The organism is Paenibacillus sp. J22R67 (assembly GCF_059692175.1).
This window is the reverse complement of the sequence record NZ_JCAUAX010000002.1, coordinates 253,478-268,271: the sequence shown is the minus strand read 5'-3', so window position 1 is coordinate 268,271 and position 14,794 is coordinate 253,478. Positions and strand designations below refer to the sequence as shown.

Here is a 14,794-nt window from a genome sequence, read left to right as displayed (position 1 = left end):
TGCTGAGATAAAAAAGATTGACCCAACCTTATAGCCAATTCCTTTTCCATACGTCTAAGGGGGGTTACAATGTCTATCACACCTAATGCTTCAAGAAGTTCAGTAATCAATGCATTAGCTGAAGCAATTGTCTTATTACACTTGGACCATCCGACGAGAGTGGCTGTGGATGGACGTTCAGCAGCCGGCAAGACAACACTAGCTGATGAACTGGCAATAGCAATTCGCACTCATAATCGTGGTGTCTTGCGAGCATCCATCGACGATTTCCATCTACCAGGGCATAAATATCGTTCGCAGCGTGGTGAATGGACACCTCGTTCATATTATGATCAGGGATTTGATTATAGCGAAATTAGTAACTTGCTTCTGCGACCACTTAGCACTGGCGGGAATCGAAGATGTAGAACTGCACTTTGGGATTCATTTAACGATGCAGAGGTGCCAGAGAAGTGGCACCAGGTGAGTGACCAGGATATTGCCATTATTGACGGTGTCTTTCTTCAACGCCCCGAGTTGGCTAGTCACTGGGATTATGTTATTTGGCTTGACATTGATTTTGAAACTATGGTAATTCGTGCCAAGCAAAGGGATGTGAAGTGGGTTGGCTCTATAGAGGTTGTTGAGGAGAGATACCGACGGTTATGGGTTCCAACCCACGAGCTCTATGAAAAACTTACCGCACCAACATCTCGCGCACATGCTTTTATCGATAATCGAAATATTGAGATCCCCATACTCCAATGGCAATTTTAGCAAGTAAACTATGGAGCAGAACATAACTAGCTGCTGCAGCTCCCCCTTAGATTAACGGGAAATACTACCGCTATTTATTTGAGTAACAAAGCTACTGGGTGAATACATGGAATTTCTCCTGTTAATGGAGACGATTGAGCCGGTAGTAGGGGAGTCGGAGTGAATTAGCGGTATTTTTTCCAGTTATTTGTATTTATTAGCCGGAATTGCTTGAAATAACGGGAGTTTTTCCCGCTAATCTTAAAATAAACACTATAAGAGGCTGTCCCAAGTCATCCAATGACCGCGGGAGAGCCTCTCTTTTGATCTTTTGGGACAGCCTCCACTTGTTTGTGCGGAAAATAGAATAGAATCAGAGAAATTCCACTAGTCGCCACCTCCAAGTGTTGGATGCGTTCAGTGCTCTTTGAAAATAGTATGTATTATTTAGTATTTTTGGGGAGGTGGCTTATGTCACATAAGGATAAAGATAAAAATAAAGATAAATGTTGTCCCTGTCCTCCAGGGCCAGCGGGACCTAGAGGACCTCGTGGAATCCGAGGACCAGTAGGACCCAAAGGCCCCCCTGGTCCGGTGTTTACTCCTGGTTGTCATACACAATCTTTAGGTCCGTGTTCATTGGCTGAGGGTTCTTCCACGAAGTCTATTGGATTTGCTTCCCATGCCGAGGGATATTCAACGGTTGCTAATGGTTTAGCCTCACACACAGAGGGAACGAAAACTAAAACAACGGTTACCGGCATATTTGCGCATGCGGAAGGCGAAGGGAATACAGCCAGCGGAAGGGCTTCCCATGTTGAAGGAGGAGGTGTGGATTCCGTTGGAACAGCATTCCCTAATTTAGCAAGCGGAAATTCTTCACATGCAGAAGGTCTTGGAAATATAGCAAGCGGATTGGCTGCACACGCGGAAGGCGTAGTTGTCACGGCAAGCGGGGATGCTTCCCATGCCGAAGGTGCGGAGTCAACAGCAAGTGGTTTCGCAGGTCATGCTGAAGGTCAAATTGGAAGAGCTATGGGGGACGCTTCCCATGCGGAAGGGTTTAATACAACAGCGAGCGGATTAGCTTCGCATTCAGAAGGACGGTTGACTACAGCAAGTGGCAGGTCATCACATGCGGAAGGCTTTACCACAACAGCGAGTGGAATTGCTTCACATGCGGAAGGTCAAGGTACAATTTCAAGTGGAGTGGCTTCCCATTCAGAAGGAGAAGGCACTATTGCGAGTGGAGAGGCTTCGCATGCGGAAGGAAGTTCTACGAACGCCAGCGGTGTTGCGTCACATGCCGAAGGGAATGGAACGCAAGCGAGTGGACCTGTCTCCCATGCGGAAGGTGCCGGTACGATAGCAAGCGGACTAAATGCCCATGCCGAGGGGATTTTAACAACAGCTAGCGGAACTGCTTCCCATTCTGAAGGGATTCAGACAAGTACCAATGGATTCATAGGTGCTCATATTATGGGAACAACCGGACGAGCAGACAGCGATTTTTCCTGGTTTTTAGCCAATGGTCTTGATAATGATGGTACAGGAAACAATTTGGCGGCCAAAATCATTGGTTCAGGCACCAATAATGGGAAGGGTTTTGCGGATGTCGGTTGGTTTGGAGGCGGCGCTGACTTCGCAGAGATGTTTGAAGCCATTGACGGACAGCCTATAGATGTCGGTTACATGGTGACTTTGGACGGAGATGGTGATCGAATCCGAAAAGCGAAGTCAAATGATAATTATCTATTAGGGATAACGAGTGCAACTCCTTCTTTTTTGGCCAATAGTGGAGAGTTGAGATGGAAGGACAAATTTATAACCGATGAATGGGGCAGGGTTCTGATGCAAGATGTTCTTATACCCGCAGTGTACGATCAAAAAGGTGAAATTATCATTCCTGAACGTATGGAAACCCGTCCGCTGATTAATCCCAAATATGATTCTAAGCAAGAATACATGGCAAGGTTGAAGAGGCCTGAATGGGTCGTTGTTGGACTATTGGGGCAAATTCTTGTTCGAGACGACGGGACATGCCATCCAAAGGGTTATTGTAAGCCGAATGATGAAGGGATTGCTACTGCTTCAAACGATGGATATCGGGTTATGAAGCGTACAGGACCGCATCAAATATTAGTTATGGTTCAACCTGTTCAGTTGGCTAAAGAGTAAAGTTATTCAAATGTCATCGAGAGTCACAGGAACCCCGAGTGAAAAATAAGGCATCAGAGCAGAAGAGGAGGCTTGCTTTGAAAGTTTAGTTTGAATTTATTGCGCTGTCTACTAATTCATTTTAGTATACATTAAATAGGAAATTCAAACTTTGTTAAAGCGTGGGGAGAACGATAAAATGGTTCCAAAACACATTGTATCCGCGGCAACAATTGTAGTTAATGAGCATAACGAAATATTATTGATAAAAGAGGGCAAGTTGAAGAAGGAGATTCATGAAAAATGCTGCAATAAGGGAAACAAAGGAACTTAGCTAGAGAGATATGAACGAAGGGCAACTATATTACGGTAGCCCTTCACTCTATTGATGGTAGGATACTAAGCTATGTCGAACGAAACTCATAGAATATGCTTAAAGGTAAGTAGGCTGAAACAATCCAGTTAGGCGAATCTACGATCTCGCTGATCTTAAGATCCACAGCAACGGAACACAGATGATAGGACTCCTCTCGTGTTAGATGGTAGGTTCGCACAAGATAATCGATCATATATCTGATTGACTGCTTTGCTGCCTCCATCAAATCAGGTTCGATACCAGTTGTAGCAAAGTAACCTCTGGTGTCAGCTTTTGTAAGAGGACTAGGCGTGATAAATTGAGGTGCAGGAATCGTAAGACCTTTGCGGAGTTGAAATCGCAGGGTAACCTGCATAGGCGCCTCGATGCCGGTAATGCAGACTTCGCCATCACCTTGAGCAGCATGGCAGTCTCCGGCGGAGAAGAGAGCGCCCTTCACATATACGGGAAGGAAGAGGGTCGAGCCTGCAACGAGATGGCGAATGTCCAAGTTTCCTCCTGAAACTCGGGGAGGGGTTGTGTCGTGTGGTCCAGGTTCATCAGGCGCGACCCCCATACAACCGCAGAAAGGTTCCAAAGGAATCCGAATACCTGGCTTGAAATCGGAAAATCCCTCCTTCAGTTCCCATAGGGTGATATAATCTGTGAATTCGCCTGGTAGTAGACCCCCAACTGGAACACAACGAGTCCATCCCCAACCCTTGTGTTGAAATTCTAGGATTTCAACGGCAATACTGTCACCAGGTTCTGCGCCCTCAATGAATATGGGGCCAGTTAAGGGATGCCCCTTCGTTTCTCGCGGACCGAGCATTTCTTTGATAGGACGATCCGGTCTAATATAGCCATCTGATGCTTCTCGGCAGTCCATAGTAACCATGTCGCCTGGCTTGATCGTCAACCTCGGTTTGAGAGATTTATCCCAAGTGTAGTGAACGAAAGAATCGTCGAGAAAATGGGCAGTCATAAGCAGCCCCCTTATATTTTTTACTTATATTCTATATATACTTTGAATATATATCTGCTTATGACAGTTGAAGGAATCATATGACAGCTTAACATCGACAGGCTGCGAAATTTATACGAATACATATCATAAAGGAGCGAATCGAATGGAAATTACAATTATCCAATATGATCCTTCCTATGCTTTGCAAACGGTTAAGATGTGGAGAGAGAGCAAGGAACAGGCGATTGGGCAAAAAGAGATACATTCTTTTGAAAATCATCTAAATTTTCTGACTAACATTTTGATCAAAAATAATAAGGTTTATCTTGCTATTGAAGCTTTAGGAGAGCAGGTAGTAGGTATACTAGCTTGTAACGAGAATTGGGTTAATCAATTATACGTTCATGCACAGTATCAAGGGCAGGGAGTTGGGAAAAGGCTGTTAGACCTCGCCAAGCAGCAATCGGAGGGCAGCCTTTTTTTATATACTTTTGAAGTTAACAAGAAAGCACAGAAGTTTTATGAGAGCAACGGATTTAGAATTATTGATAGAGGAAATGACAATGAAGAGCAACTTGAAGATATAAAGTATGAGTGGACGAAGCTTTGAAGTATATGATTCCAAAAACTAATAATTACTATGCGTTTTGGAACCGAAGGTCATAAAAGAATGACCGTTCAAAAATATTTCTTGACCGATCGTTCTTTATATAGTAAATTGTTGTTAAGAAAGGAGGGCACAACGATATGGCTAGGACAAAAGAATTTGATGAAGATGCTGTTTTGCTAAAAGCTATGCTGTTATTCTGGGAACAAGGCTATGAGAAGACATCTATGCAAGATTTGGTTACTTGTATGGGGATTCACAAAGGAAGCTTGTACGATACTTTTGGTGACAAGCACTCCCTATACATCAAAGCTTTGAAGAAATATATTGACATGTTTGACCAAGTGGTTAAGCGCCCGGTTATGCGGCGTATGGCTGATACCAATTCTGCCAAAGAAGCAATTCGATTCATACTTGAAATGATTGTTCAACCAGAATCTGGCGTACCTGATGGTTGTTTCATGGTGAATACCGCGACTGAGTTGGCAAAACAGGATCCTATATCAAGGGATTTAGTTCTTTTGGGCTGGGCCAATTTCGAACAATTTCTTCGTGAGATTATTGAGGAAGGCCAACAATCGGGAGAAATTTCCAATACGCTCAACGCGGAATTTTTGTCTTATTATTTTAACAATACTTTAATAGGACTTCGTGTATTAGTTAAGGCTATAAGTGAAAAAGAAAAATTTGAACATATTATCAATATGAATCTGTCGGTGCTGGACTAAAACAGTGTGATGCAATAAGGGAAGCCTGTTTGAAAGTGGCGACATGATTCTGGCTGGTAATTGTTATTTTATACTCATTTTTGAACGATCGTTCAAAAATACATTCGGCCTATCAGGCCTTCAAATATTCAAGATGGCTAAGTGCATAAAAAAAATCAGTATCAAGAGGAGAGTTCAGGAAATGATAAAAATGGAGAAAAAATTGTATACAGCTACGGTAAATGTTCAAGGTGGAAGAGATGGCAAAGCTGTTTCGAGCGATGGCAATCTTAACTTGGACTTGAGATATCCGAAGGAATTAGGGGGTAACAGTGCAGGAACAAATCCAGAGCAACTCTTCGCTGCAGGATTTGCGGCATGTTTTGAAGGTGCGATGGGGACTATTCTTAGAAAAAAGAATATTAAAACAGAAGGTATAACAATTAATTCTAACGTTACGCTTGGCAAGGATGCAGATGATGGCTATGTATTAGCTATGAATATGGACATCACAATAAAAGGTGTAGAAACTAGTGTAGCTGAAGAGATCGTCGCGGAAGCCCATCTGGTTTGCCCTTATGCTAAAGCAACTCGCGGCAATATTGAAGTCGTAACGAACGTAGTAGGTTAAGCAGCGAACAATCGTATAAAATAATAATCCAATTCTAAAAGGAGTGTTCCGAAAATGGTAAAAATGGAGAAGAAATTGTATACAGCTACGGTAAATGTTCAAGGTGGAAGAGATGGCAAAGCTGTTTCCACTGATGGTAATCTTAACTTGGACTTGAGATATCCTAAGGAACTAGGGGGTAACGGTGCAGGAACAAATCCAGAACAACTCTTCGCTGCGGGATTTGCCGCATGTTTTGAAGGCGCAATGGGGACTATTCTTAGAAAAAAGAATATTAAAGCAGAAGGTATAACAATCAATTCTAACGTTACACTTGGCAAAGATGCGGATGATGGCTATGTATTAGCTATGAATATGGACATCACAATAAAAGGTGTAGAAACTAGTGTGGCTAAAGAAATCGTCGAGGAAGCCCATCTGGTTTGCCCTTATGCCAAAGCAACTCGCGGCAATATTGAAGTCATAACGAACGTAGTTGGTTAAACTGAAGTGAAAATACATGTTAATCAAAGTATCAAGGTCGATTTTAACAAGCAGGAACGGCTAAAAACTCTAACCAAACTTCAGTACGACGTAACACAGCATGGCGCGGACGAGAGGCCATTTAACAACGAATATTGGGATAATAACGAAGAAGGTATATACGTAGATATTGTTTCGGGTGAGCCGTTGTTCAGTTCGAAGGACAAGTATGATGCGCGTACAGGCTGGCCTAGCTTTACAAAGCCTTTGGATCCAAGCAGCGTTGTGCTTAAAAGCAAATTCTTCGCTTTTGGATACGAAGCCAGAAGTGCGGAGGCCGATTCCTTTCTAGGTGACGTCTTCAAAGATGGGCCAGGTCCAGCGGGATTACGATTTTGTATGAATTCAGCAGCCATGGCGTTTATTCCGAAAGCTGAACTTGAAAAAAGAGGATATGGCGACTATACAGATTTGTTTAAAGAATAGTCGTCGGATGACAAGAAAACAGCCCCCAACAAATTCCGCCTCAATGGCGGTTTTTCTTTTTATCTACTTAACTAAGGAGGTTTTTCTTGATGGCGTGTTAAAATAATTGTAAGTTGACCTCTTGCATACATACAGGAAGAAAGAAAAATCAAGGAGCGGGAACTATGGAATCATTCGTACGTGCAATTCAAACGGGCGACGTGGATGAACTGCGTTGTTTTTTAGAAGAATTTCCAGACTTGGTCAACAAAAGAGCCATTGATAACAAAGGCAGTTCTCGTACAGCCCTGCACATTGTTAGCGACTGGCCAGGATATTTCCCTAACGGTCCCATGACCGCGAAAATACTCCTTGCAGCTGGAGCTGACTCAAACGCAACAATGATTGGGGGCAGCCATTCGGAGACACCGCTACACTGGACCGCCAGCAGCGATGATGTTGATGTTGCTTCTGTTTTAATCGCTGGGGGTGCCGATATTGAAATGTTAGGCGGCTCAATCGGTGGTGGTACTCCCTTGGCTAATGCAGTCGGCTATGGATGTTGGAATGTTGCTCGGCTACTGGTAGAGCGCGGGGCTCGAGTTGATAGGCTTTGGCAAGCGTCAGCTTTGGGAATGATGTCTCGCGTAGAGGAACTTATTGACAGGAATCCGTCGCCTACGCAGGAAGACTTGACCGTTGCTTTCTGGCAAGCGTGCCATGGAGGGCAACGGAGAGTGGCCGAATACTTGCTGACGCGAGGAGCGGACATCAATGGTATTCCTAGCTACAGCAGTAAGTCGGCTCTCTATACAGCGGGTGCTCTAGACACTCGGAGGGCCACAATGGTTGCCTGGTTGAAAAGTAAAGGGGCAAAATCCTGAAGCAGATGAAGTTGTTTTAAAAAGCTAAGAGAAGTTTAAGTACGTTTTATCCATTCATTTATTAGGGAATGTTAGCTCAAAAGTCTTATCGCTGGATGCATAATTAAACTATTTATCGTCTTTGGAGGCAAACATGAAACTACTCGCATTTTTTACTCGCACGATATTAGTGCTCGTAACTCTCGCCTCGCTACTTCTGCTGGCCATATCTTTTCTATTCAACGATACCGGCGAGCCAGCTATTAGACTGCTTGCGATTTGGGGAGTATATCCACTTATTGGAATCATTCTTATCATTGTGAACGAGTTTTTGCTACGACGGGCTTTCGCAAATCGTTCGTTTCGGAAGGCTTACGGGATTTTTTGGGTATGCGTCGCGGTCGTGGGCGCTTGCGTTTGGGCGATATCCGCCTATTTCTAAACCGTTAGCAAATCGTTCTTAACAGAGGAACCCAATGTCTGAAATAGAGACCTTGGTTTTTTTGGTATCTGAAGAGCAAAAATATGTTGCAACAATAGTTAACTGTTTATCGTTTATATATTGTAAGCACTCAAACAACTAGGAGAGAAGACATATTATGAGAAGTAATAGTAAAAAAGCAGCAGTGGTATACCCAATGTTAATCGCGAGTATGGTCATGTTTACAGCATGTACATCTACTGAAAAACCTGTAGCGAACGCAGCTACTCCAATAGCAAGCAGCACACCAAATGTAGTCGTTGAACCTTCAGCTACACCTAGTGCAGATCCGACAACTACTTCAACGCCGACATCAACGCCTGTATCAACGCCTAGTGGCAGCGTAAATGTAAAACCAGTAACCTCTGAGACAACGACATCCGTTACTAAGCAAATTAAAGATATGTTTGAACTGGCGAAGGTAGGTAAGGTGGCTGGCATAGAATTTGCTGGAGAAACTAGTTTCTTCCAGGATGTGGAGAAGGCGTGGGGGAAATCGGATAGTAAAGATGCTGCTGGAAGTGGCATATATGCGACCTACACGAAGAAGAATGCAGTCATTGGCTTCAATAAAGGCGATCAAATCATTGATATTCGTTCCAACGATCCCAAGCTGCAAACTATAACATTAACTCAAATTGAACAAGCACTAGGAAAGCCAGCTGATACGAAGGTTAACGGGAATGATACGATTTATATTTATAAAGCATCCGATATGTTTCAACTTAAATTTATTATTCCCAAATCAAGCGGAAAAGTTGACCACATATCTGTTTTTGACACCAAGCACCTAGTCAATAACATGGCTGGCTGATGTACCCTCGATTGGAGTAAATGAAATTAATAAATAACCATAACGCGGCTGCCGGCTTAGATCGGTGGCCGCGTTGTGCTAACTGGCCGTTTACTTATACGTACATGTGAAAAGATCTTTTTTATTATGTTGAGCGATTTCCGCATAAGAAATGCGTTTCGGATGGAACTTAATGTTAGATCGTCACATTGGTTTCTAAAAGGAGCGTTACTTCATGAAGCTCAGATTACCTTTTCTTCGTTCAGCAATGATTTTAAGTCTGACTGTGGGCTTGACGGTTTGCGGTCCACTTACTAAAGAGGCTAACGGAAAGGCGGAAGCAGCCCCTCAAAAAACGGCAGTGGACAAGACCGCCATTCGTCCGTTTCACGTACATTTCCCGGAAAGTAATCTTGTTGATTTACGTAGACGCATACTTGCGACAAGATGGCCTGATAAGGAAACGGTTTCGGATCAATCTCAAGGCGTGCCGCTGGCAACGGTGAAGAAACTTGCGGACTATTGGGCGAATAATTATAGTTGGTACAAGTTCGAGGAGAAGCTGAATGCCTTACCGATGTTCGTCACCAACATTGATGGGGAGGACATCCAGTTCATTCACGTTAAGTCGAAGCATGAAGACGCTTTACCAATTATTCTTATGCACGGCTGGCCTGGATCCATTATTGAGATGCTGAAAGTTATAGATCCGCTTACAAATCCCACGGCCTATGGTGGAAAGCCATCGGACGCCTTCGATGTTGTCATTCCTTCAATGCCTGGCCACGGATTCTCAAGTAAACCGACTGCAACCGGATGGGGCCCTGACCGAATCGCGAGAGCATACGGAGAACTAATGAATCGTTTGGGATACACGGGTTATGTGGCGCAAGGCGGCGATTGGGGTGCTATGATTGCTGATTTGATGGGTGTACAGAAGCCAAAGGGACTGATTGCTATTCATACAAATATGCCTGGTGCAGTTCCAGCCGAAATTGAAAAGTCGATTCAGGCCGGCAAAGGTTGTCCATCTGGACTTTCAGGTGATGAGAAACGCGCGTGCGAGCAACTAGCCTTCTTCAACATGCAGCTAGCTTATTCGCAGTTGATGAGTTCACGTCCTCAGACGTTGACCGGACTAGCAGATTCACCTGTAGGCTTAGCGGCTTTCATGCTCGATCATGATGCGAAGAGCCTGGAACTCATGGCAAATGCGTTTGAAGGAAAACCAGGAGGTCTCTCGCGAGACGATATTCTTGACAATATTACGCTCTATTGGCTGACGAACACGCCGATCTCGTCAGCGCGTCTCTATTGGGAGAATAAATATCCCTTCTTCAGCATCAAAGGTGTCACGTTGCCGGTTGCCGTAAGCGCCTTTCCTGACGAGCTTTATCAAGCGCCGAAGAGCTGGGCGGAGAAAGCATATCCGAATCTTATCTATTACAACAAGCTAAGTAAAGGTGGTCACTTCGCGGCATGGGAGCAGCCGAAGCTATTCGTGGACGAGCTTAGGAATGCCTTTAAACCACTGAGATGAATAAAGATTGATAGATGAAGCTGCCGACACAATTGGCAGCTTCATTGCTTTTACGAGTAACCAGTTATTTCTTTTGAATGATGAGCTGTGATACGATTATGTAGCAATGAAATATAAACCTTTCAGAAAAGAGAATCTAAGCGATGATCAAAATAATCAGATCGAAAGTAGAAGCCGAGCTTCAGGCCTTCATAGGGACTGATGTTTATATTCACAGTGAAGCAACGTCATTTGTATTCGTACGCAATTTCAAGGTCAATGTTACTCATGCATTTCTAGCTGGCGAAGGTCCATTTCGTGCTGCTCTCCGATTTGATGGGCATGGCTGGCTTCGAATGGAGGCGCTCACGCATTATGAGATTGATGCGAACAGCCGTCTTTTATTAGCCGGGTATGATGACAGAGGTCGGATGAATGTTGCTCTGCACATTGGAAAGGAGCCGTTTCCAGAATGAACAATACCGATAAAGGACCATTGAAAAAACTCCTCGCAGTGTTTGCTCATCCCGATGATGAGTCGTTTATTTGTGGAGGTACCCTTGCCAAATATGCCAGTGAAGAGGTTGACATAACGCTAGTGAGTGCAACGCGTGGAGAAATGGGGCGACGCATGGGCAATCCGCCTTATCTCAATCGTGAATCAATGGCCGCTGCTCGTGAAATGGAACTGCGGAATGCCTGCGACAGCTTGGGAATACGGCAACTCCTATTTTTTGATATCCGTGACAAGACGGTTGAGTTTGCAGATGAGAATAATTTGACAACACGAATTGCGAATCTCATCCAAGAAGTTGATCCGGATGTCGTCCTTACTTTTCACGAAAAGCTGGGTGGACACCCAGATCATTGTGCAATCGGCAAAGCGACGACTGCGGCTTTTCAAAGATCAGGGCAACGAGGTGCATTATATTTCATTACGTTTGGTGATGCGATGGAGCGTCCAGAACGATATGGGTATACCCGCAAGGATGTTGTCAAAATCGATGTGCATGCTCATCTAGATGCAAAGATTGCCGCGTTTCGTGCTCATCGGTGCCAAACCGAAATTGACGAATGGGTATGGCTGCCCGACCATGAGGCAAAAGCGAGATTCGGTAAATATGAATACTTTTTGAAAGCGGATAGGGTGTCTTCGGCAAATAGCTTCGATGATTTGTTTAGCAGGGATATTCCTTAAAAGGGGTTGTAGGGAATATGAGTAATGATCAATATTACTCCATAGGTCAAGCAGCAAAAATTTGCGACTTATCCGTTCAAACTTTGCGTTATTACGATAAAATCGGATTGGTGATTCCCAATCATACGGACAAATTTACCGGTTATCGTTATTACTCTAATCGAGATATTCTAAATATCAAGATCGTTCAGGACATGAAAATGCTGCAATTCTCGTTAGACGAAATTGGGAAGATGTTGAAGAACGACAGCTTGGACAGCCTGTTTATAAAACTCAAATCCAAGCAAACAGAAATGTTAGAAGAGATTAGTAGATTGGAGCAGACTGTGAAGTCGATCGAACAAAGAACGGCTAGAATCGTTCTGCTTCAGGAAATAGGAAATGGTTTGAAAGACCTTGATGTTCTAGTGGAGTTGAAGCGGTTCCCTGACCGGTTTGTCGTTTCTGATCGAGGGCTTTATGCTTGTGGGATGGAACCCTCGATTGTAAAATTCACAGAGCTTTTTGGCAAGATTGATGCTAGTAGTTTAACACCAAATCATATTATGACTGTCTATCATGAGAACATTATGACCTTTGACCGCGAGGAATCAGACCTGGAATACTGTATCATTCTTGAGCATGCAGGCCCTGGAACGGAGTATACACGGATTATTCCAGAAGGTGATTATATTACTGCTCTCTATTCCGGAATCCCTAATGATGTGTCATGCAAACGGATCTATCGTAGACTTCTACAATGGATTGAGGAAAACGGATACGTTGAAAACGGTGCTTCTATCGAGGCGTACATCGTCGATGCTGCACATTTGATGAAGCCGGAGGAGTTTATTGTCGAGCTGCAAGTCCCAGTTAGAAAAGTATTGACCCTATAGTAGCTATAGGGTTTATTTTGTTATTATCCAGCATGTATATGAGGAGGATAATAATGAATTTAATTTTAGGGACTGGACCGTTAGGAATGTCTGTGATGCGTGAGCTAATCGCCCGTGAAGAACCAGTTACAATGGTTAGTTTAAGTGGAAGAGCCTTCGTCCCACAGGGGGTAAGGGTAGAAAAAGCCGATCTAATGGATAAAGATCAAGCAAAGGAAGTCATAAAGGGATCCAAGGTCATTTTCCAATGTTCACAACCCCCGTATCATAAGTGGAGCAAGATGTTTATACCTTTTCAGGATCATATCATTTCAGGAGCTATTGCTACGGGTGCCAAACTTATTGCAGCTGAGAATTTGTATATGTATGGGCTAGTAAAAGGAAGCATGCACGAGAATTTACCGTATTCCGCTACAACGAAAAAGGGACAGATCAGGGCAGACATGTCCCGCATGTTGACAAAATTACATCAAGACGGAACTTTGCAGGTGGCAATGGGAAGAGGTGCAGATTTTTTTGGTCCGAACGTTCACAATTCTTCCGTAGGTTCAAGGCTTTTTCATTCAATCAGTAATGGTAAAGCCTGCATGGTGTTGGGAAACCCGGACCGGAAGCATACGTACACATTTATCGAGGATTTCGGAAAGGCGCTCGTTGTGCTGAGCAAACATGATGACGCTTATGGACAAGTGTGGCATGTACCGAATGCGAACACCGTAAGTACAAGGGAATTTGTAGAAATGGCGTATCAAATAGCTGGATTTCCTGCGGTAATTCGAACGATGGGAAAAGGGATGCTCAGATTAGGTGGGCTGTTCATACCTGAAGCGAAAGAGAGTATAGAAATGTTGTACCAATTTGAAGAAGATTTCACTGTAGACAGTAACAAATTTACTAAACGGTTTGGTATTCACGCCACGCCTTTGCAAGATGCCTTAGAGAAAACCCTGCATTCGATTAGTCGTAACAACGACAAGTAAACTGGTTAGGTTTTCCCTACTCTCATGGGATTATGGCAAAAACTCAAGGAGGCGTCTTGAAGCAGCTGAAAGCGGCACGCCCTTGAGTGTTGCAATCCCAACGTGGCGCTCTGGCACAGGAGGGAACAAGGGGATTTCCACCAGTTTGCCTGAGCTTAACTCCTCAGTTACGTAATTGCGTACAATAAAAGTTAGGCCAAAGCCACTTTGTGCGAACTGTACAAGAAGATCAAGACTGCCTAATTCAAATTCTGGCTTTAGCTGTATGCCGTGAGATATTGCATAGTTGTCAAGAAAACTTCGTGTACTGCCTCCTGGCTCTAGGAGCAACAAAGGGTATTGATGAAGCTGCTCCAGAAGGAAAGTGGTTTCCGCTAGAGCAGCATATTCTTGATTTCCAACGAGGCAGTCCTGCTGGGGAGAACTTACACGGAAGTTAATGTTCGGATCCATCATAGGTAAGTTCACAATTCCAAAGTCAATTTTCCCCTCTTTTAGAAGCGTGATTGTTTCCGGGGTTGTTCGATTGGTGACATGGATCTTGATGTCTGGGAATTGCTTATGGAATTTCTCTAAATGTCTTAGTAGATAATGCTTGCAGAGCGTGTCGCTTGCGCCGATGTTAATCTCCCCGTAAATAAGTTCATGCATGGCCGTAATATTTTTCTCCCCAATTTCAATAAAATGGATTGCCTGCTCTACGTATTTGAAAAGCACTTCACCCTCAGTTGTTAACGTTACTCCTTTTTTAGTCCGAAAAAAAAGCAATCCACCAAGACTTTGTTCGAGTTGCTTCAGTGTGTGACTTACCGCAGGTTGAGTTATATGTAGTTTCTCTGCGGCCTTCGTTAAACTGCCGAATTTTGCCGTCCAATAGAAAACGCGATACCATTCCATATTGAAATTCATAGACATTACTCCTGTTTATGATGATTATTATTTATATCAATTTTACTAATGTTATTACTGGAAATTATAATAATGGATGTAGAAAAATTC

Annotated in this window: 17 protein-coding genes and 1 pseudogene; 16 read left to right on the top strand and 2 right to left on the bottom strand. The window is 43.6% G+C overall.

Features of this window, described 5'->3' with window-relative positions:
* Nucleotides 1-69: 69 nt before the first annotated feature.
* From AC58VC_RS07310 to AC58VC_RS07300, 3 genes and pseudogenes are all read left to right on the top strand, one after another.
* Nucleotides 70-756, top strand: coding sequence for a nucleoside/nucleotide kinase family protein (locus tag AC58VC_RS07310; RefSeq protein WP_497368178.1), 687 nt, complete (start codon nucleotides 70-72; stop codon nucleotides 754-756).
* Between the two features lie 618 nt (nucleotides 757-1,374).
* The gene (locus tag AC58VC_RS07305; RefSeq protein WP_497368177.1) at nucleotides 1,375-2,913 is read left to right on the top strand and encodes a peptidase G2 autoproteolytic cleavage domain-containing protein; all 1,539 of its coding nucleotides are present in this window, start codon (nucleotides 1,375-1,377) and stop codon (nucleotides 2,911-2,913) included.
* Between the two features lie 178 nt (nucleotides 2,914-3,091).
* A pseudogene (locus AC58VC_RS07300) lies at nucleotides 3,092-3,227 on the top strand (NUDIX hydrolase); the annotation flags it as partial.
* A gap of 69 nt (nucleotides 3,228-3,296) precedes the next feature.
* On the opposite strand, the gene AC58VC_RS07295 reads toward AC58VC_RS07300, so the two are convergent.
* Nucleotides 3,297-4,232, bottom strand: coding sequence for an acetamidase/formamidase family protein (locus AC58VC_RS07295; RefSeq protein ID WP_497368176.1), 936 nt, complete (start codon nucleotides 4,230-4,232; stop codon nucleotides 3,297-3,299).
* A 145-nt stretch (nucleotides 4,233-4,377) separates the two neighbouring features.
* On the opposite strand from AC58VC_RS07295, the gene AC58VC_RS07290 reads away from it, so the two are divergent.
* From AC58VC_RS07290 to AC58VC_RS07230, 13 genes are all read left to right on the top strand, one after another.
* A complete protein-coding gene (locus AC58VC_RS07290) occupies nucleotides 4,378-4,824 on the top strand; it encodes a GNAT family N-acetyltransferase (protein WP_497368175.1) in 447 nt (148 codons plus the stop codon).
* Between the two features lie 137 nt (nucleotides 4,825-4,961).
* A complete protein-coding gene (locus tag AC58VC_RS07285) occupies nucleotides 4,962-5,549 on the top strand; it encodes a TetR/AcrR family transcriptional regulator (RefSeq protein WP_497368174.1) in 588 nt (195 codons plus the stop codon).
* A 181-nt stretch (nucleotides 5,550-5,730) separates the two neighbouring features.
* Nucleotides 5,731-6,159, top strand: coding sequence for an organic hydroperoxide resistance protein (locus AC58VC_RS07280; protein ID WP_497368173.1), 429 nt, complete (start codon nucleotides 5,731-5,733; stop codon nucleotides 6,157-6,159).
* 54 nt (nucleotides 6,160-6,213) lie between these two features.
* Nucleotides 6,214-6,642 carry an organic hydroperoxide resistance protein gene (locus AC58VC_RS07275; protein WP_497368172.1) on the top strand — a complete coding sequence of 143 codons (429 nt, stop codon included), beginning with the start codon at nucleotides 6,214-6,216 and terminating at the stop codon, nucleotides 6,640-6,642.
* Nucleotides 6,643-6,654: 12 nt separating this feature from the next.
* A complete protein-coding gene (gene msrB / locus AC58VC_RS07270; RefSeq protein WP_497368987.1) occupies nucleotides 6,655-7,107 on the top strand; it encodes a peptide-methionine (R)-S-oxide reductase MsrB in 453 nt (150 codons plus the stop codon).
* A 164-nt stretch (nucleotides 7,108-7,271) separates the two neighbouring features.
* Nucleotides 7,272-7,970 (top strand): ankyrin repeat domain-containing protein, encoded by a 699-nt coding sequence (locus AC58VC_RS07265; RefSeq protein ID WP_497368171.1) that lies wholly within the window; start codon nucleotides 7,272-7,274, stop codon nucleotides 7,968-7,970.
* 133 nt (nucleotides 7,971-8,103) lie between these two features.
* Nucleotides 8,104-8,391 carry a hypothetical protein gene (locus tag AC58VC_RS07260; protein WP_497368170.1) on the top strand — a complete coding sequence of 96 codons (288 nt, stop codon included), beginning with the start codon at nucleotides 8,104-8,106 and terminating at the stop codon, nucleotides 8,389-8,391.
* A gap of 157 nt (nucleotides 8,392-8,548) precedes the next feature.
* On the top strand, nucleotides 8,549-9,244 hold the full coding sequence (locus tag AC58VC_RS07255; protein WP_497368169.1) for a YjgB family protein: 696 nt from the start codon (nucleotides 8,549-8,551) through the stop codon (nucleotides 9,242-9,244).
* A 214-nt stretch (nucleotides 9,245-9,458) separates the two neighbouring features.
* A complete protein-coding gene (locus AC58VC_RS07250) occupies nucleotides 9,459-10,763 on the top strand; it encodes an epoxide hydrolase family protein (protein WP_497368168.1) in 1,305 nt (434 codons plus the stop codon).
* Nucleotides 10,764-10,906: 143 nt separating this feature from the next.
* Nucleotides 10,907-11,218: a DUF1806 family protein gene (locus AC58VC_RS07245; RefSeq protein ID WP_497368167.1), complete on the top strand. Its 312-nt coding sequence runs from the start codon at nucleotides 10,907-10,909 to the stop codon at nucleotides 11,216-11,218.
* Nucleotides 11,215-11,940 (top strand): PIG-L family deacetylase, encoded by a 726-nt coding sequence (locus AC58VC_RS07240; RefSeq protein ID WP_497368166.1) that lies wholly within the window; start codon nucleotides 11,215-11,217, stop codon nucleotides 11,938-11,940. The genes AC58VC_RS07245 and AC58VC_RS07240 overlap by 4 nt, the downstream gene beginning before the upstream one ends.
* A 17-nt stretch (nucleotides 11,941-11,957) precedes the next feature.
* Nucleotides 11,958-12,815 carry a MerR family transcriptional regulator gene (locus AC58VC_RS07235; protein WP_497368165.1) on the top strand — a complete coding sequence of 286 codons (858 nt, stop codon included), beginning with the start codon at nucleotides 11,958-11,960 and terminating at the stop codon, nucleotides 12,813-12,815.
* Nucleotides 12,816-12,868: 53 nt separating this feature from the next.
* Nucleotides 12,869-13,795, top strand: coding sequence for an NAD-dependent epimerase/dehydratase family protein (locus tag AC58VC_RS07230; RefSeq protein WP_497368164.1), 927 nt, complete (start codon nucleotides 12,869-12,871; stop codon nucleotides 13,793-13,795).
* Nucleotides 13,796-13,825: 30 nt separating this feature from the next.
* On the opposite strand, the gene AC58VC_RS07225 is transcribed toward AC58VC_RS07230, so the two are convergent.
* Nucleotides 13,826-14,704 (bottom strand): LysR family transcriptional regulator, encoded by an 879-nt coding sequence (locus AC58VC_RS07225; RefSeq protein WP_497368163.1) that lies wholly within the window; start codon nucleotides 14,702-14,704, stop codon nucleotides 13,826-13,828.
* Nucleotides 14,705-14,794: the final 90 nt, after the last annotated feature.

Coding starts and splice junctions, on each gene's coding strand:
- AC58VC_RS07310 (WP_497368178.1), top strand. CDS start 70: ATGTCTATCACACCTAATGCTTCAAGAAGTTCAGTAATCAATGCATTA.
- AC58VC_RS07295 (WP_497368176.1), bottom strand. CDS start 4,232: ATGACTGCCCATTTTCTCGACGATTCTTTCGTTCACTACACTTGGGAT.
- AC58VC_RS07290 (WP_497368175.1), top strand. CDS start 4,378: ATGGAAATTACAATTATCCAATATGATCCTTCCTATGCTTTGCAAACG.
- AC58VC_RS07285 (WP_497368174.1), top strand. CDS start 4,962: ATGGCTAGGACAAAAGAATTTGATGAAGATGCTGTTTTGCTAAAAGCT.
- AC58VC_RS07280 (WP_497368173.1), top strand. CDS start 5,731: ATGATAAAAATGGAGAAAAAATTGTATACAGCTACGGTAAATGTTCAA.
- AC58VC_RS07275 (WP_497368172.1), top strand. CDS start 6,214: ATGGTAAAAATGGAGAAGAAATTGTATACAGCTACGGTAAATGTTCAA.
- AC58VC_RS07265 (WP_497368171.1), top strand. CDS start 7,272: ATGGAATCATTCGTACGTGCAATTCAAACGGGCGACGTGGATGAACTG.
- AC58VC_RS07260 (WP_497368170.1), top strand. CDS start 8,104: ATGAAACTACTCGCATTTTTTACTCGCACGATATTAGTGCTCGTAACT.
- AC58VC_RS07255 (WP_497368169.1), top strand. CDS start 8,549: ATGAGAAGTAATAGTAAAAAAGCAGCAGTGGTATACCCAATGTTAATC.
- AC58VC_RS07250 (WP_497368168.1), top strand. CDS start 9,459: ATGAAGCTCAGATTACCTTTTCTTCGTTCAGCAATGATTTTAAGTCTG.
- AC58VC_RS07245 (WP_497368167.1), top strand. CDS start 10,907: ATGATCAAAATAATCAGATCGAAAGTAGAAGCCGAGCTTCAGGCCTTC.
- AC58VC_RS07240 (WP_497368166.1), top strand. CDS start 11,215: ATGAACAATACCGATAAAGGACCATTGAAAAAACTCCTCGCAGTGTTT.
- AC58VC_RS07235 (WP_497368165.1), top strand. CDS start 11,958: ATGAGTAATGATCAATATTACTCCATAGGTCAAGCAGCAAAAATTTGC.
- AC58VC_RS07230 (WP_497368164.1), top strand. CDS start 12,869: ATGAATTTAATTTTAGGGACTGGACCGTTAGGAATGTCTGTGATGCGT.
- AC58VC_RS07225 (WP_497368163.1), bottom strand. CDS start 14,704: ATGAATTTCAATATGGAATGGTATCGCGTTTTCTATTGGACGGCAAAA.